Raw genomic sequence first — 14,805 nt, 5'->3', positions numbered from 1 at the left:
CAGCTCTCAAGGGGAGGCTCGGGCCGCACGCGCGGCCCGAGCCTCCTTCGTCATGAGGAAGGCGACGACGACGCCGGCGATCGCACCGGAGAGGTGTCCGGTCCAGGAGACCCCGGACCCTGCGGTGAGCGGCAGGATGCCGGCCAGCATGGACAGCCCATGGAAGAGCAGCACGAACAGGGCCACCAGGATCGCGGAGATGCGGCGGGTGAGGAATCCGTAGGCCACCAGGAACGCGCCGAAGCCGTAGATGACCCCGGAAGCGCCGACGTGTCGCCGGACGCAGTCATAGCCGTCCGGGGCGTGGCAGAGCCACGGAGTGCCGATGACCCACAGGATCGCCCCGGTGAGCAGCCAGATGAGCCCCATGATCAGCAGGAAGCGTCGGTCCAGCAGGGCGGTCATCCCACCCAGGATCAGCCAGGAGAACGTGTTGCCCAGGAGGTGGCTGAATCCGCCGTGCAGCAGCGGCATGAAGAGGATTCCGACGAGCCCGGAGACGCTGCGGGCATCTAGGCTGAGGGCGATGTTGATCCAGTTCCCCGTGGCGAGCTTCACGATGTAGAACCCCCACATCAGCACCAGGGGTATCAGCACCGGGGCGAACGTCCGCAGCGCGTGACGGCGGGCGTCCTTCCAGAGTGACCCCCAGGAGTCGGAGCCCTGCGGATCGCTCCCGGACGGCACCGGGGTGGAGCGTCTCCTCATGATCATGTCTCGCCCTTCGAATCGACTCGCGTCCATTGTAGGGAGGGCAGATGAACGAGGCGGCGCGGAGGGATGTTCAGCTGTCGTTCGCGGTGATGTCTTCCTCGGAGTGGTAGACCTCAGCTGGTGGCGAGGCCAGCTCTTCAGAGGAGTAGACCTCCTCCTGGCCGGGCTCGCTGGCGCGAGAGCGATACTCGGGGGCGGGTGGTGTCCAGACACGTTGACGCTGCAGGATGTTGGCGTAGAAGTCATCGACTGCCTGGATGACGGAGTTGATGAACGACGCCTTGCCCCGCGTGGTCCCCTGCAGGCCCAGGTGGCTGACACGGGTGATGGTGAAGCTCCTGATCTCCGGGAAGCCCTCGGGGAGGGCGTCCTTCACGTCTTCGCGGAGTGCTTCGAGGCTTTCGGCGTGGTGTCGCCTCCCAGCATGAGCCTCGACGACGACGTCCGTCAGATCGTCATCCAGCGGACGGAGGAGCCAGTTGATCCGGGTTGCATTCCGCGCGTGACCGGAGGCCGGGACAGTGGTCGATATCTGGATCTGCTTGGCTCGCATGTCACAGCGGATGTCCATGTCGCTGACGGTGCCGGGAATGCGGATGCTCCCTGAGAAGGATCCTTCCTTCTCAAGCTCCGAGGCGAGCTGCGCTGCCCGTTCGGCAGGATTCTCTCTCTGCTTGCGGGGGAGTTGGGGAGTGACGTCAACTCCGAGCCGCTGCCCCAGCTTGAAGGAGATATAGCGGATCAATCCGTCGAACCTCGTGGCCACTTCCAGCACATCGGAGGCTCCGCGACGGACCAGCCCGGTCTTCACGCACTCGGTGACGGCCTTCCAGGATGCGCCCATGTCGGTGAAGTCCAGCGCACCGGAGTTCTCGTGTTCCAGATACCGGATCAGTTCGCCGAGAATCCACTTCTGTTCATCGTCCTCGATGCCACGGACTTCCCGTTCCATGATGGCGAGAGTGATAATCCGGACCCACGAGTAATGGAAGACGGGTATGGCGCGAAGGCTCCGCCCATCGAGCGAGAGAGGATGGGTCCCCTGGATCGGAGGGATCTCATTGGAGATGGTGATGACGGCGTCGAATCCGTGCTCCTTGGCGACGTCCATATAGCTCTCGACCTGCTCCTGGTCGAGTCCGTTGCCCTCGGTCTTGACCTCCACCAGAGCGGTCCACACCGTGCTCCCTCGGGTCACACGAATCAGACCATCGGGTCTGGGAGAGCGCTTCTTCCTCTTGTCCTCGAAGGCGACTTCCACGAAGCACTCGACATTCGCCCGCATGCGGCCCAATGACGCACCGCAGGGTTTCAGCAGAGCATGAGCGAAGCTGGGCACGATGCTCAAGACGGCCAGCAGGGCAGACGTGGCCCTGACTTCCTGCTCCGTCGTGCCTCGGATCCCCGAGGTCGGAATCAGACGTGCTTCACGCCATGCCTCAGCCATGAGTGCCTCCCTGATTCCGTCACCAGAATAGCGAATGTCTAATCAGGATACCCGCAGGGGTGATTTTTTGCACTCATCGACTTTAGAGCATCGCTATTCGTCGTCGTGCAGCTTCGGCTGATGGGATCTGCGAGAGTGCGACTTAACAACAGGGGAGAGGAAATGTTCAGCTGTCGAAGCTGGTGATCGGCGCCTGCTGTCCGATCGAGCCCACAAGTTCCTCGGCGAGGGTGCGCAGCTTGAGGTTCCGATTGTTGGAGGCCTTCTGCAGGATGTCGAATGCTTCCTCTTGGCGGCACCGGTTCTGCGCCATGATCACCCCGATCGCCACGTCGATCGCGGTGCGGGACTCCATGGCCCGGCGTCGGTCCGCGGCCTCCTCGGATTCCTTGGCGATCCGCACTGCGACCGACAGGGCGCGGGAGGCCAGGGCGGCATGCTGCCGAGCACGCTCGATGTCGGCATCGTCGAATCCGACAGGGTCAGAGGTGTAGAAGTTCATCGCAGCCGCACCCGCCCCGCTCAAGGTCAGCGGCACTGCCAGGATGCTGCGGATCCCGGACTCGCGCACCACGGCCATATAGGCGGGCCAGCGCGCCTCGTAGCGGACATCGGGCACACGGATGAGGGTGGAGGTGCGCTGGGCGTCCAGGCAGGGTCCGGCGTCGAATCCGGCCTGCGTCTCGTCGAGCTTCCGGGCCTCCGGGCTGCTCCAGCCCACCACCACGTTGCGGCGGTGCCGCTCCAGGAGGACCCCACAGTGCGTGGCGCCGCCCGGCCCCACCTGCGTGGTCGAGATGGTCGCGAGATCGCCCAGAAAACCGGCGAGGTCCTCGTTGTCGACCAGCAGGTCGTAGAGCATCTCAGCAGCCGCCGTCGAACTTTCGCCGGAAGTCACCATGAATCCTCTCTCCTGGAACTCGACGAGCTTCGTGGCCGCCTATGAGCGGGGTCACCCATCCTACGTGATCGGGGCGAGAAGTGATGGATCCTCCTGGTCGGCCCCACGCCCTTTCCCCGAATGCATTCATTATGGTTAAGTGGAGAGCCGGGTCTAGCAGCAGGCCCATTCCACTCACCGTTCTAGGGGTGGACGATGTACCATGCACTCCATTTCGACCTGTCACCGGACAGCCTCCGGGGGGCCCTGCGGATCCGGGTCCGAGGATCTCTGACCTCACGCACCGTGCCGCAGCTGATCACGTTCCTGGAGCGTCGGGCGCACCTTCCCGACTGCCCGGACCTGCTGCTGAGCCTGTGTGGGCTCCAAGAGATCGAGCCGCACGCCCTGGACGAGATCATGCGGAGTGTGGCTGATCTCAACAGCCGAGGCCTGGGACCCGCCATCACAGTGGACCTTCCGGTCTCCGCCGACGCCTCCGTCGTTCCCCGCCATGTCACCGACGCCCGTCAAGAGTGGAGCCATCAGAGTGAGATGTCCCAGGGCGCTGTCCGAGAGCCCGACGACGGCGGCGTCCCAGTCCGGACGGTGATGGCTCCGGTCCGTTCCACGATCAGCACCGTGCAGTCATTGCAGGAGGCCTCCGAGCGCGTCAGCGAGGGTGAAGACTTGGTGGTGCTCAGTCTCGCCCACCAGCCGCTGGGGCTCATCCGTCAGGAGCGGCTGCGAGCGATGATGCTGCACAGCGAGGAGGACTGGCGGCACAAGCGCTGCGCCTCCCTGGTGGAGACCTTCGCCGACCACGTCTCGGTGGACGCCTTCCTCGACGACCCGTCGGTGGCGGAGGCGATCCGCCGATGTCAGGAGCCCGAGGTCGGCCCGCTGCTGGTGGTCGACGGCGACGAGGCCGTCGGCATCCTGGATCCCGACGAGCTTCACCGGCACCGCTCTGCAGAACTGAGGGCGCCCCAGGTTCGGGTCGACCACTCCGTCAGGGCAGGGGGCGAGCGATGACGCTGGCCACCGGACCTGATCAGGCTGCCACGGAGGAGACCAGAAGCTGGCGGATCGAAGGGGTGGAGTCCCACCTCAGTGAGCTGCACGGGCGGATCTGCGCCGCTGTCGAGCGTGCCCGGACCGGCGGCACGGCGTCGCAGGCGGAGACCGAGGCGATCGCCGACGCCGTCATCGAGGAGCTCGGTGTCGACTACGTCGAGGGCTGCGAGGGCGTCTGGCGCTACGTGACCGCCTGGCAGGGGTCGATGGGTGACTGACCTCCGTCCCTCCACAGGGGGTCGGAGAATCAGCCCACTGCATGTCTCGGACACGTCCTCAGAGCCGTCTCGGGATCAAGAGTCCCGTCGGGGTGCAGAGGCGGCAACCTCTGGTCATGACCGAGCGCATGCTGCTCGTCCGACCGAGATCGGAGATGGTCATTCCTCGAATGCCGCAACCGGCACCGGCTGGCCGATGGAGGCCACAAGCTCTGTCGCGAGGTCCCGGAGCTTGACGTTGCGATGGCTCGACGCCGTCTGGAGGATCTCGAACGCCGCCTCCTGACTGCAACGATTCTGCGCCATCACGATGCCGACCGCGACATCGATCGGCGTGCGGGACTCCATGGCGCGGCGTCGGTGCTCCGCAGCCTCCTGGGCCCGGGCGATGCGTGCCGCGACGGTGAGCGCCTGCGAGGCGATCCTGGAGAACCTGCGCGCATCCTCGATGTCCGCGGTGGTGAAGGAATCCGGCTCGGTGGAGTAGAAGTTCATGGCGGCGGCTCCGGCATCGCCGAGCACGAGAGGCACCCCGAGGATGCTGCGGATGCCGAAGGCCCTGACCTCCGACATGTATGCGGGCCAGCGTGTCTCATGGAGGACGTCGACCACATGGGAGATCGTCTCGGTGCGCTGGGCGGTGAGGCAGGGGCCGTCGTCGAACCCGGCCTGGATCTCGTCCATCCTCCTGGCGTCCGGATCGGAGTACCCGACGACGGTGTTCCGGCGGCCGCGGGTCAGGATCACCCCGCAGCCCGTCCGGCCGTGGCGTCCGATCTGGCCGGCGGAGGTGCCGGCGACCTCGTGGAGGAACTCCGTCAGCTCCCGGTCTTTGGCCAGGAGCTCGTACAGCTGCTGACCCGCTGCCTCGGGATCGTCGTGGCTCATCGTTCATCCCCTGCTCTCGGAGGCCCTGCGGGTCGCCGCGGATGCGACGAGAAGCAAATGTACGACACCACGCGTCTCATCGCCAGCACGGGGCGGGTGCATTCCGGGTGGCGCCTGCCGCGGGTCATGGCCGATGTCTGCTCAGGGGGTGATGTTTTCACTCGTGGAAGAGATGTGGTTTATTTGAAGGGATCAGGTTCAGCAGTGGGCCTCATCCTCAATGACTCTGCTTGAGGTGTGCCCCGATGCCCGCTGCCCGTATCTCTGTCGTCGACGACCCCGTCGCCCCGCGACGTCTGCGTGTCTTCGGCGCACTGAACCACATCGCTGTCGGAGATCTTCTTCACGCGCTGTCAGAGCATGCGTCACCACCAGGGACTCCACCTGTCATCCTTGATCTGCGCCATGTGGGCCGCTGGGACGCCGGCGCTCTTCGCATACTGGAGCGCCGCCTCCAGGGCCCACTCCCGCAACGTCAGCGCGCCGTGCTGCTCCGACCGGGAGGCGGGGCCGTCTCCACGCGGAGACCGGAGATCGCGGGCGAGGTCATGCGGCCCCTGGCGAGCACCGTGCCCGTCACGGCTGCTCTGCACAGCGTGATGACCATGGCGCTCGAGGACGATGCCGAGCTGGGGGTCATCGACCTCTCCGGTCAGATCGTCGGCCACCTGCCCCGGCGCCGCCTGCGACGCCGCATGGCGGAGGACCCCGCCGGGTGGCGGCACAAGCTCTGCGCCGCTCTCCTGGTGGAGCACCAGGCCCGGATCCGCGTCGACGCCTCGCTCGTCGATGTGGAAGCGATGTCCTGCCTCCTGGCCTGTGACTCCGAGAGTCCCTTCCTCGTCCTCGACGGTCGTGACCCTGTCGGTTTCCTGTTCCCCGAGGACATGCAGGGGCGAAGGCCGGCCCCATGAACCACCTGAACCGCCCTGCCGGAGAAGGACACTGCCCGGACCGCTCGCGGAAGCATGACGGCATCGGGCACGGCGGCCCGCTCGGGCCCGATCCGCCGTCCGCTGACCAGCGAACACCGTGACACAACACATCCACACGAGGGAGACACCTATGGGAATCATCGCTTGGCTCGTCCTGGGCCTCATCGCCGGCGCCATCGCAAAGCTGATCCTTCCGGGCAACGGCCCGGGCGGATGGCTGGGGGCGCTCATCACCGGCCTGCTCGGAGCGCTGCTGGGAGGCTTCATCGCCTCTGCCGTCTTCGACATCAACGTCAACGACGAGTTCTTCGACCTGGCCACCTGGCTGTTCGCCATCGGGGGCGGCGTCCTGGTCGCGTTCATCTGGCAGCTGATCACCGGCCGCAAGGGATCGCGCCGCTGACTCACGCTCACCACTGAGCGCCACGTCCACCGAGCAGGGGGAGCCGTCACCGGTACGGCGCCCCCTGCTCGGTCGGGGCGACCTGCTGGCGCACAGGGTGGAGAGGCTCTCCACAGGGCGCACCGGGCGGGTTCCCCTCAGCGTTGCGCCTTCCTAAGCTGGATGCGTGATTCCTTTCATCGGCGACCTCATCACCTCGGGGGCGGCGGCGGAGGTGCTGGCGGGGATGGTGCTTCTCCTCGGGGGAATGGTCTTCGCCGTGTGCGCGATCGCCCTGAGCTTCATAGACCTCACGGAGCACCGGCTGCCCAACCGGATCCTCTACCCGTGGGCGGCGGTGACCGCGGGGATGCTGCTCGTGGTCTCGGTGCTGCTGGGGGACATCCCGGGACTTCTCCGAGGCATCGGTGCCGGACTGCTCTGGGGAGTGCTCTTCCTGATCGCTCGGCTCGCGCACCCGCCCTCCATCGGCATGGGCGACGTCAAGCTCGCCGTCGTGCTGGGGCTCTACACCGGTTTTCTGGGCTGGGCGACAGTGGCGGCCGCCGTGCTGCTCTCCTTCCTGCTGGCCGGGGCGGTCGCTCTCGTCCTGCTCCTGACCCGGCAGGCAGACCGACGCACCCGTCTCCCCTTCGGACCCTTCCTGATCCTGGGTACGGCGATCGCGATGATCGCGGCCTGAGCCGCTAAGGTGGCAGGCGATGGCACCGACACCAGAGTTCATCCGTGACCTGCGCACCCATATCGGCACTTCTGACCTGTGGATTCCTGCTGTGCGCGGCGTCGTCCTGCGCCGTCGGGTCGGCGACGTCGACCTCCCGGAGCCGGAGGTGCTGCTGGTCCGTCGCAGTGACAACGGGGCGTGGACCGTGACCTCCGGGATCCTCGATCCTGGTGAGCAGCCAGGGAAGGGCGCCGTACGGGAGGTCGCGGAAGAGACTGCCGTCCTCGCGCGTCCGGTGCGGGTGGCCGGAGTGTTCGCCACCCACCTGGTCCAGTACGCCAACGGGGACCGCTGCCGCTTCCTGGACACCGTGCTGGAGATGGAACCGGTGGAGGGCGAGCCGCGGGTCAACGACGACGAATCCGTGGACGTCGGCTGGTTCTCAGTCTCCGCGCTGCCCGAGCCGCTCGCGGAGGATCAGCGCATGGTCATCGACTGGGCGCTCGACGCCGGGGCGCCCGCGCAGCTGCTCATGGAGTGAAGATCTTTCCCGGGTTGAGGATCCCGGCAGGGTCGAAGACCGCCTTGATCTGCTGCTGCAGGTCCATCTGGTCGGCTCCGAGCTCGTCGGCCAGCCAGCGGCGCTTCAGCAGCCCCACCCCGTGTTCGCCGGTGAGCGTACCGCCCATGGCCAGGGCCATCTCGAAGATCCGGCCCGCCGCCTCCCAGATCTGCGGCGGCACGATCTCCCCGGTGAAGGTGAACGTGGGGTGCAGGTTTCCATCCCCGGCATGGGCGGCGGTGGGGATGCTCAGCCCGAACTCCTCCTCGATGCGGCGGATCTCCGCGAACGCCTCGGCCAGCCGGTCCCGCGGCACCGCCACATCCTCGATCAGCAGCGAACCCAGCGCCTGCAGGGAGGGGAACATCAGGCGCCGCAGCGCGAAGAGCCGCTCGGAGTCGGCCTGGTCGGTGGCATGGGTCAGCTGCGCCCGGTGCCGGGCGAGGATCTCCGCGGTGGAGGCGATCTCCTCGAGGGCTGCGGCGCCGTCGTGCTGCAGCAGCAGATACGCCTGACCGCCCGGGGCCAGCTCCTTGCCGGTGTGCGCGGCGATCGCGTCCAGGCAGGGCCGGTCCAACAGCTCCATGGCCGCAGGCACGTGGCCTGCGCGGACCACCTCGGCGGCGGCCGCGGCGGCGTCGACGATGCTCGGGAAGACCGCACCCAGGGTCGGGGTGTCTCCGGTGACGGCGGGGCGCAGCGCCAACGTGGCCTCTACGATGATCCCCAGCGTGCCCTCGGAGCCGATCATCAGCGCGGTGAGGTCGTAGCCGGTCACACCTTTGACGGTGCGATGCCCCACCTCCAGCAGGCGCCCGTCGGCCAGCACCACCTTCAGCGCCAGCACCGACTCTCGGGTGACTCCATACTTGGCGCAGAGCAGCCCGCCGGCGTTCATCGCGATGTTGCCGCCCACGGTGGAGATGTCCTTGCTGGCCGGGTCCGGGGACCACCAGAGCCCGTGGGGGGCCAGATGTTCGTCGAGCCGACCGTTGATCACTCCGGCCTGCACCACCGCCAGCCGGTTGCCCTCAGAGATCTCCAGCACCTGGTCCATGCGTTCCAGGGAGAGCACGATCTCCCCGGCGCCCGCGGTGGCGCCGCCGGAGAGACCGGTGCCGGCACCTCGGGTCACCACCGGGGTGCGATGCGCGCTGGCGATCTGGCACACCTGTTGGACGTCCTCCACGCTCTGGGCGTGCACGGCCGCCAGCGGAACGCCCTCGCCGCGGTGCCCGGACTTGTCGGTGGAGAGCGCGACCAGCCCGGACGGGTCAGTGGTGACCCGCCCGGGAAGGGCCGCATGCAGCTCCGCGATCACCGGGGAGTCGACTGCCGGAAGGGGTGTCATCCCGGCTGGGTCATCGACTTCACGTCGAGGGCCTCGTCCAGCTGCGCCTCGGTGAGCTCGCCGCGCTCGAGGTAGCCCAGCTCTACGACGGCCTCGCGCACGGTGACCTTGTTCTTCACCGCGTGCTTGGCGATGTCGGCGGCCGCCTCGTAGCCGATGTGCTTGTTCAGCGGCGTCACCACCGAGGGTGAGGCTCCGGCCAGGAAGGCGCAGCGGTCCTCGTTGGCCGTCAGGCCGGAGATCATCTTGTCGGCCATCACGTAGCCGGTGTTCTTCAGCAGGCGGATGGACTCGAGCAGGTTGGCGGCCATCACCGGGATGCCCACGTTGAGCTCGAAGGCGCTGTTTGTCGAGGACAGGGCCACAGTGGTGTCATTGCCGATCACCTGGGCACAGACCTGGATGGCGGATTCGCAGATCACCGGGTTAACCTTGCCGGGCATGATCGAGGAGCCGGGCTGAAGATCCGGGATGGCGATCTCGCCCAGACCGGTGTTGGGACCGGAGCCCATCCAGCGCAGATCGTTGTTGATCTTGATCAGCGAGTAGGCGATGGTGCGCAGCTGGCCAGAGGCCTCGACCAGTCCGTCGCGGTTGGCCTGCGCCTCGAAGTGGTCGCGCGCCTCGGTCAGCGGCAGGCCGGTGTCCTCGGCCAGGTGGGCGATGGCCTTCTCGGCGAAGCCCTTCGGGGTGTTGATACCGGTGCCCACGGCGGTTCCGCCCAGCGGAACCTCGGCAACGCGCGGCAGGGCCGAGTCGATGCGCTCGATGCCATATCGGATCTGGGCCGCGTAGCCGGCGAACTCCTGCCCCAGGGTCACCGGGGTGGCGTCCATCAGGTGGGTGCGGCCGGACTTCACGACGTCGGCGAACTCGGCGGCCTTGGCCTCCAGGGCCTCGGCCAGGTAGGCCAGGGCGGGCTTGAGGTCATTGATCAGCGCGGAGGTGGCGGCCACATGGACCGAGGTGGGGAAGACATCGTTGGAGGACTGCGAGGCGTTGACGTGGTCGTTCGGGTGGACTTCCTTGTCCGAGCCCTTCTCCTTCAGCGCCTGGTTCGCCAGGGTGGCCAGCACCTCGTTGGTGTTCATGTTCGAGGAGGTGCCGGATCCGGTCTGGAACACGTCCACCGGGAAGTGCTCATCGAGTTCGCCGGAGGCGACCTTCTCGGCGGCACCGGCGATGGCCTCGGAGAGCTCGGCGTCGAGCACCCCGAGCTCTGCGTTCGCGCGGGCGGCGGCCTTCTTCACTCGTGCCAGCGCCTCGATGTGGGCGCGCTCCAGGGTGCGTCCGGAGATGGGGAAGTTCTCCACAGCGCGCTGGGTCTGTGCGCGGTACAGCGCGTGGGCGGGCACCTTCACCTCGCCCATCGTGTCGCGCTCGATTCGGTATTCGGTCTGAGATGCAGAGTTCTCTGTCATGGGGCCATTCTAGGGAGGCCCGGCAGGCTCCGCACCGAGCCGGCGCACTGTGAAGCGGGGGTCAGACCCTGCCGATGGTGCTCACCAGATCTGCACGCCCTTCGGCGAGCCGGTAGGTCACCCCGATGACGGCGGTGCGGTTCTCCTCGACGGCCTCGTAGATGGTGCGCGAGTGCTCGGTGATGCGCGAGACGGTCTGCTTCACATGCTCCTCGACGGTCTCGTTGACTGTGGTCAGCCCTTGACGCTGAGCGGCCAGCACCGAGGGTGTGATGCGCTCCACCAGGCTGCGCACGAAGCCGGTGGGCGTGGTCGCCGAGGCCGCGGATTCCATGGCGGCGGTCACCGCGCCGCAGGAGTCGTGGCCCAGCACCACGATCAGCGGCACCTGCAGGACGTCGACGCTGTACTCCAGGGAGCCCAGCACAGCGTCGTCGATCACCTGACCGGCGGTGCGGACAACGAAGACGTCACCGAGTCCGACGTCGAAGATGATCTCGGCGGCCAGCCGCGAGTCCGAGCAGCCGAAGATCACCGCCATGGGGTGCTGCCCCTCGGTGAGCGAGCTGCGGCGCTCGGCGTTCTGGTTCGGATGTGCGACCTCTCCGGAGACGAACCGGGCGTTGCCGATCTGCAGGCGCTCCCAGACCTCGAAGGGACTCAGCGGCGAGGGCGTGGGCTCAGGGGCGGTCGTGTGGGTCATCGTGCTCCTCACAGATGTCACAGTGAACGGGATGCCTCCCGCGGGCTTGGGCGATGATGATCAGACTAAGCCACCGCAGGTCACTCCTCGGTGTCCGGCTCCTCACCGAGGGAGTCGACGAGCGCGGTCAGGGCGTGGGTGAACTCTTCCTCGGAGGCGTCGCCGGTGATCACCACGGTGGTGCCGTCGACGTCGTTCTCGTCTTCGGTGAGCACATAGTAGGTGCGGCCGCGGTCGCCGTCCCGGACCTCGAACTCCAGCCCCTCGATGTCCACGATGCCGGCCGGGGTGGCCTGGTCGGTCTCCTCCGCGATCCAGGTGGGGTTGCCCTGGTCGGTCTGCGCGAATCCGATGAAGTCGACCGCGTCGGTGGTGTATCCGACCTCCCAGACTGACACGCCATGCTCGGGGCGGGTCTCCCAGCGGGCATAGTTGGCGGTCCAGGTCTCAGGAACGTCCGGGGCCAGGGGTGCGAAGTCGGCGACCTCGGCGACGTAGATCGCCTCCTGGTGGACGTCCTCGTCCCGGTGGTACGGCTCCACGTCCGGCTCCGGGTTCATCATGTAGAAGGCGGCGACGGCCCCCACGGTGACGGCCATGGTGATCACCATGGCGACCATCGGCTGCGAGATCCGCTTGGACTGGGCAGGAGTCAGCTGCGGTTTGGCCGGGGTGTGGTCCTCGGAGGGGCGGGGCTCGTGTTCGCGCTCTGTCACCCTGCCATTGTCCCAAAGTTCTGCCGGTGATCCGTCCACCTGACCTTCAATGACGGGGCGGCAGCTCCTCGGCCAGCACCGCATAGCCGACGCCGTCCCGCCAGCCGAGGTCCCGGTGCAGCGACTCCCGGATCGTGGAGGTCTCGCGGCGCATGCCCAAGGCCTCCATAAGCCGCCAGGAGCCGGTGTTCTCCGCGAAGCACCCGGCATGCATCCTGCGGACACCCAGGTCAGCGGCGAGCTCCATCAGAGCCCGTACCGCCTCCCGGGCATATCCATGCGCCTGGTGCTGCGGAGCGAGGGTCCAGTCCAGCTCGGCCTGCGTGCCCCGGGCGTGATCGGCCGCCTCCTGCTGGGCCCAGCTGTCCTGCAGCCGCGCCCCGACATCGCCCACGAGCACACCGTCGCTGCGGCGCCGGACGGTGAACTTGGATCCCTGGGACAGCCAGCGGTCCCGCAGCTGCTCCGGTGCCTCGTAGCGGCGAGACATCCAGTGGGTGGTCTCCGGCAGGCGCCAGTACCCCCACACCTCGTGGAGGTCCTCCGCGGTGAAAGGGCTCAGCAGCAGCCGATCGGTGAGCAGCGGGAATGCCCTGCCACGCTCGGCGCACAGCTGGTGGAAGGTGCTCCCGGTGCTCGTGTCTGGGGTCATGGACGTCAGCCTAGCGTCGTAGAGTGGAGCCGATGAGTCAGGACCAGCCGGACGGGAGCACCACCCCCGACGACGGCGGGGACACCCCTCCCCGGCGTGGTCTCGCCCTGCAGTGGGGCACCTACCTGCGCAACACGGTGCTGGTGCTGGTGCTGCTGCTCATGCTGTGGCTCGCCTTCAACGTCCGGCTGCCTTCGGTGGAGGAGCTGCGCGCCGCGATGGAGGACCTCGGATGGGGCGCCTGGTTCGCGTTCATCGGTCTCTACGCGTTGGTGGCCATGACACCCATCCCGGTGACGATCATGGCCGTCACCGGAGGGCTGCTCTTCGGCGTCGTGCAGGGCAGCATCCTCTCGATCATCGGGGTGCTCATCGGTTGCTGGGCCGCCTACTGGCTCGCCCGTGGCCTGGGCCGGACCACGGTGATCCGCCTGCTGGGCACCCACGCCTCCACTGTGGAGCGGCACCTGGCCGACGCCGGCTTCCACGCGGTCTGCACGCTGCGGCTCATGCCCGGGCTGCCGTACTGGCCGGTGAACTACGGCTCAGGCGCCTTCGGGGTCTCGCAGCGGGACTTCGTGGTCGCCGGGCTGGTCTCCACCATCCCCGGCCAGGTCTCTCTGGTGGCTGTGGGCGCGTTCATCTCGCAGCCCGGGATCATGCCGGGGGTCGTCGTGCTCTGCGCCTGGGCCGTCGTCGTCCTCCTGACCATCTGGGCCTTGCGCAGCTGGAAGGGCACCTCCTCACGTCCGCTTCCCGGCCAGCGTCACCGGAGCGACTGAGCCGCGGCTTCGGCCCGCCGGACCACCTGCTCGGCATGGCGGACCAGCGGCAGGTCCACCATCGACCCGCGGAAGCGGAACGCTCCGCCGTGGTGGGGCACTTCGGCCAGCAGCGCCCGGGCGTGGTCCAGCTCCTGCTCGGTGGGAGCATAGGCGCTGCGGATGACAGGCACCTGGGCGGGATGGATGCAGGCTTTGGCGGTCCAGCCGCTGGCGGCGGCGTCGGCGGCTTCGGCGGCCAGCCCGTCGGTGTCCTCGATGTCGGCGTAGATCGCATCGATCCCAGCCGCCCCGTGGGTGGCCGCGGCCAGAAGGACCTGGGCGCGGGCCTGCCGGGCCACATCCCGATAGCGTCCGTCCGGCCGGCGCGAGGAGCTCCCCCCGATCGAGGCCAGGAGATCCTCCGCGCCCCACATCAGCGCGACCACCTGCGGGTGGGAAGCGATCTGTTCGGCGCGGGTCACCCCGGCGGCGGTCTCGCACAGGCCGATGATCCCGGCATCGGGCAGCGCCCGGGCTGCGGCGTCGACCTCCTCGCGGGACTCCGTCTTGGCCAGCATCACCAGCTCCACGCCGGTGCCGGCCAGCAGGTCGACGTCGGCGGCGAAGCCCGGGGTGCCGGCGGGGTTGATGCGGACCACGGTGCGAGCCCGCAGTTCGGCGGTCTCAGGTGCGGCCAGCGTCTGCAGGTGTTGGCGCAGGTGCCGGCGGGCGTGCGGCTTGTCCCGGTCGGCCACGGCGTCCTCCAGATCGAGGATGAGCGCATCGGCACGGTCGGCGGCCTTGGCATAGCGTTCTGGCCGGTCAGCCGGGCAGAACAGCAGGGACGGGCCCACGGTGAATCCACGACGTCGGCTCATGAGGCACCTCCTGGTGCACCTTCCCGGTGGGCGTCCTCCGAGACCCAGAGCATCACCGAGCGGACGCATTCGGCCACCACGGTGCCGTCCTGGTTGCGCCCTCGGTGGCGGATCTTCAGGATCCCCTGCCCCGGTCGGGAGGAGGAGAGCCGCTTCTCGAGGATCTCGGACTCCGAGGAGAGCGTGTCCCCGGGGAAGAGAGGGTGCGGGAAGGAGACGGTCTCGAAGCCCAGGTTCGCCACGATCGTGCCCTGGGTCAGCTGCGCCACCGAGGCTCCGACCAGGGTGGAGAGGGTGAACATGGAGTTCATGAGCGGACGGCCGAAGGGCTGGGTGGCGGCCCAGTGGGCGTCCAGGTGCAGCGACTGGGTGTTCATGGTCAGCGTGGTGAACAGGACGTTGTCAGATTCGGTCACCGTGCGACCCGGGGCGTGCCGGTAGACGGCGCCCACCTCGATCTCGTCCAGGTACAGGCCGCGCTGCTGGATGATCCGTTCAGTGGTCATGGCTGATCCTCTCCCTCCTGCGCCGG

At 67.8% G+C, this 14,805-nt stretch carries 18 protein-coding genes; 7 read left to right on the top strand and 11 right to left on the bottom strand.

The annotated features are described in order from the left end of the window. Positions 1 to 6 precede the first annotated feature (6 nt). The 3 genes from HNR09_RS02435 to HNR09_RS02425 form a co-directional block, all read right to left on the bottom strand. Positions 7 to 708, bottom strand: a complete 702-nt coding sequence (locus HNR09_RS02435) for a rhomboid family intramembrane serine protease (protein ID WP_179540605.1) — start codon at positions 706 to 708, stop codon at positions 7 to 9. 76 nt (positions 709 to 784) lie between these two features. Beyond that, entirely contained in the window at positions 785 to 2,161 is a 1,377-nt protein-coding gene (locus HNR09_RS02430; protein ID WP_179540604.1) for a hypothetical protein, read from the bottom strand. 166 nt (positions 2,162 to 2,327) lie between these two features. After that, the gene (locus HNR09_RS02425; RefSeq protein WP_179540603.1) at positions 2,328 to 3,062 is read right to left on the bottom strand and encodes a GAF and ANTAR domain-containing protein; all 735 of its coding nucleotides are present in this window, start codon (positions 3,060 to 3,062) and stop codon (positions 2,328 to 2,330) included. 195 nt (positions 3,063 to 3,257) lie between these two features. Between HNR09_RS02425 and HNR09_RS02420 the strand changes: the two genes are divergently transcribed. Next, positions 3,258 to 4,076 carry a hypothetical protein gene (locus tag HNR09_RS02420; protein WP_179540602.1) on the top strand — a complete coding sequence of 273 codons (819 nt, stop codon included), beginning with the start codon at positions 3,258 to 3,260 and terminating at the stop codon, positions 4,074 to 4,076. Then, positions 4,073 to 4,336 (top strand): hypothetical protein, encoded by a 264-nt coding sequence (locus tag HNR09_RS02415; RefSeq protein WP_179540601.1) that lies wholly within the window; start codon positions 4,073 to 4,075, stop codon positions 4,334 to 4,336. The genes HNR09_RS02420 and HNR09_RS02415 overlap by 4 nt, the downstream gene beginning before the upstream one ends. 159 nt (positions 4,337 to 4,495) lie before the next feature. Here HNR09_RS02415 and HNR09_RS02410 read toward each other — a convergent pair whose 3' ends face one another. Continuing rightward, positions 4,496 to 5,224 carry a GAF and ANTAR domain-containing protein gene (locus HNR09_RS02410; RefSeq protein WP_179540600.1) on the bottom strand — a complete coding sequence of 243 codons (729 nt, stop codon included), beginning with the start codon at positions 5,222 to 5,224 and terminating at the stop codon, positions 4,496 to 4,498. Positions 5,225 to 5,469: 245 nt separating this feature from the next. Here HNR09_RS02410 and HNR09_RS02405 point away from each other — a divergent pair, with 245 nt between their 5' ends. The 4 genes from HNR09_RS02405 (at position 5,470) to HNR09_RS02390 (ending at position 7,767) form a co-directional block, all read left to right on the top strand. Continuing rightward, positions 5,470 to 6,138, top strand: coding sequence for an STAS domain-containing protein (locus tag HNR09_RS02405; protein ID WP_179540599.1), 669 nt, complete (start codon positions 5,470 to 5,472; stop codon positions 6,136 to 6,138). A 151-nt stretch (positions 6,139 to 6,289) separates the two neighbouring features. Beyond that, entirely contained in the window at positions 6,290 to 6,562 is a 273-nt protein-coding gene (locus tag HNR09_RS02400; protein WP_179540598.1) for a GlsB/YeaQ/YmgE family stress response membrane protein, read from the top strand. A 166-nt stretch (positions 6,563 to 6,728) separates the two neighbouring features. Beyond that, positions 6,729 to 7,244, top strand: a complete 516-nt coding sequence (locus HNR09_RS02395) for a prepilin peptidase (RefSeq protein WP_179540597.1) — start codon at positions 6,729 to 6,731, stop codon at positions 7,242 to 7,244. Between the two features lie 19 nt (positions 7,245 to 7,263). After that, the gene (locus tag HNR09_RS02390) at positions 7,264 to 7,767 is read left to right on the top strand and encodes an NUDIX domain-containing protein (RefSeq protein ID WP_179540596.1); all 504 of its coding nucleotides are present in this window, start codon (positions 7,264 to 7,266) and stop codon (positions 7,765 to 7,767) included. On the opposite strand, the gene HNR09_RS02385 is transcribed toward HNR09_RS02390, so the two are convergent. The 5 genes from HNR09_RS02385 to HNR09_RS02365 form a co-directional block, all read right to left on the bottom strand. After that, positions 7,757 to 9,139 carry an FAD-binding oxidoreductase gene (locus HNR09_RS02385; protein ID WP_179540595.1) on the bottom strand — a complete coding sequence of 461 codons (1,383 nt, stop codon included), beginning with the start codon at positions 9,137 to 9,139 and terminating at the stop codon, positions 7,757 to 7,759. The two genes, HNR09_RS02390 and HNR09_RS02385, sit on opposite strands and share 11 nt — an antisense overlap. Further along, complete coding sequence (locus HNR09_RS02380; RefSeq protein ID WP_179540594.1) at positions 9,136 to 10,560, bottom strand: class II fumarate hydratase; 1,425 nt, start codon at positions 10,558 to 10,560, stop codon at positions 9,136 to 9,138. Before HNR09_RS02380 ends, HNR09_RS02385 begins: the two co-directional genes overlap by 4 nt. A 61-nt stretch (positions 10,561 to 10,621) precedes the next feature. Continuing rightward, on the bottom strand, positions 10,622 to 11,263 hold the full coding sequence (locus HNR09_RS02375) for a carbonic anhydrase (RefSeq protein ID WP_179540593.1): 642 nt from the start codon (positions 11,261 to 11,263) through the stop codon (positions 10,622 to 10,624). A gap of 80 nt (positions 11,264 to 11,343) precedes the next feature. Continuing rightward, positions 11,344 to 11,979, bottom strand: a complete 636-nt coding sequence (locus HNR09_RS02370) for a DUF4245 family protein (protein ID WP_179540592.1) — start codon at positions 11,977 to 11,979, stop codon at positions 11,344 to 11,346. A 46-nt stretch (positions 11,980 to 12,025) separates the two neighbouring features. Then, positions 12,026 to 12,631, bottom strand: coding sequence for a GNAT family N-acetyltransferase (locus HNR09_RS02365; protein WP_179540591.1), 606 nt, complete (start codon positions 12,629 to 12,631; stop codon positions 12,026 to 12,028). 32 nt (positions 12,632 to 12,663) lie between these two features. Here HNR09_RS02365 and HNR09_RS02360 point away from each other — a divergent pair, with 32 nt between their 5' ends. After that, a complete protein-coding gene (locus HNR09_RS02360; RefSeq protein WP_246348690.1) occupies positions 12,664 to 13,413 on the top strand; it encodes a TVP38/TMEM64 family protein in 750 nt (249 codons plus the stop codon). Here HNR09_RS02360 and HNR09_RS02355 read toward each other — a convergent pair. Beyond that, positions 13,398 to 14,273, bottom strand: a complete 876-nt coding sequence (locus HNR09_RS02355) for an HpcH/HpaI aldolase/citrate lyase family protein (RefSeq protein ID WP_179540590.1) — start codon at positions 14,271 to 14,273, stop codon at positions 13,398 to 13,400. The genes HNR09_RS02360 and HNR09_RS02355 overlap by 16 nt on opposite strands. Next, positions 14,270 to 14,779, bottom strand: a complete 510-nt coding sequence (locus tag HNR09_RS02350; RefSeq protein ID WP_179540589.1) for a MaoC family dehydratase — start codon at positions 14,777 to 14,779, stop codon at positions 14,270 to 14,272. Before HNR09_RS02350 ends, HNR09_RS02355 begins: the two co-directional genes overlap by 4 nt. Between the last annotated feature and the right edge of the window lie 26 nt (positions 14,780 to 14,805).

Origin of the sequence: Nesterenkonia xinjiangensis, assembly GCF_013410745.1 — a bacterium.
GTDB lineage: Bacteria > Actinomycetota > Actinomycetes > Actinomycetales > Micrococcaceae > Nesterenkonia > Nesterenkonia xinjiangensis.
Note: the sequence above shows the minus strand (reverse complement) of the source record. Positions and strands in the feature narration are given on the sequence as shown.

Coding starts and splice junctions, on each gene's coding strand:
- HNR09_RS02435 (WP_179540605.1), bottom strand. CDS start 708: ATGAGGAGACGCTCCACCCCGGTGCCGTCCGGGAGCGATCCGCAGGGC.
- HNR09_RS02430 (WP_179540604.1), bottom strand. CDS start 2,161: ATGGCTGAGGCATGGCGTGAAGCACGTCTGATTCCGACCTCGGGGATC.
- HNR09_RS02425 (WP_179540603.1), bottom strand. CDS start 3,062: ATGGTGACTTCCGGCGAAAGTTCGACGGCGGCTGCTGAGATGCTCTAC.
- HNR09_RS02420 (WP_179540602.1), top strand. CDS start 3,258: ATGTACCATGCACTCCATTTCGACCTGTCACCGGACAGCCTCCGGGGG.
- HNR09_RS02415 (WP_179540601.1), top strand. CDS start 4,073: ATGACGCTGGCCACCGGACCTGATCAGGCTGCCACGGAGGAGACCAGA.
- HNR09_RS02410 (WP_179540600.1), bottom strand. CDS start 5,224: ATGAGCCACGACGATCCCGAGGCAGCGGGTCAGCAGCTGTACGAGCTC.
- HNR09_RS02405 (WP_179540599.1), top strand. CDS start 5,470: ATGCCCGCTGCCCGTATCTCTGTCGTCGACGACCCCGTCGCCCCGCGA.
- HNR09_RS02400 (WP_179540598.1), top strand. CDS start 6,290: ATGGGAATCATCGCTTGGCTCGTCCTGGGCCTCATCGCCGGCGCCATC.
- HNR09_RS02390 (WP_179540596.1), top strand. CDS start 7,264: ATGGCACCGACACCAGAGTTCATCCGTGACCTGCGCACCCATATCGGC.
- HNR09_RS02385 (WP_179540595.1), bottom strand. CDS start 9,139: ATGACACCCCTTCCGGCAGTCGACTCCCCGGTGATCGCGGAGCTGCAT.
- HNR09_RS02380 (WP_179540594.1), bottom strand. CDS start 10,560: ATGACAGAGAACTCTGCATCTCAGACCGAATACCGAATCGAGCGCGAC.
- HNR09_RS02375 (WP_179540593.1), bottom strand. CDS start 11,263: ATGACCCACACGACCGCCCCTGAGCCCACGCCCTCGCCGCTGAGTCCC.
- HNR09_RS02365 (WP_179540591.1), bottom strand. CDS start 12,631: ATGACCCCAGACACGAGCACCGGGAGCACCTTCCACCAGCTGTGCGCC.
- HNR09_RS02360 (WP_246348690.1), top strand. CDS start 12,664: ATGAGTCAGGACCAGCCGGACGGGAGCACCACCCCCGACGACGGCGGG.
- HNR09_RS02355 (WP_179540590.1), bottom strand. CDS start 14,273: ATGAGCCGACGTCGTGGATTCACCGTGGGCCCGTCCCTGCTGTTCTGC.
- HNR09_RS02350 (WP_179540589.1), bottom strand. CDS start 14,779: ATGACCACTGAACGGATCATCCAGCAGCGCGGCCTGTACCTGGACGAG.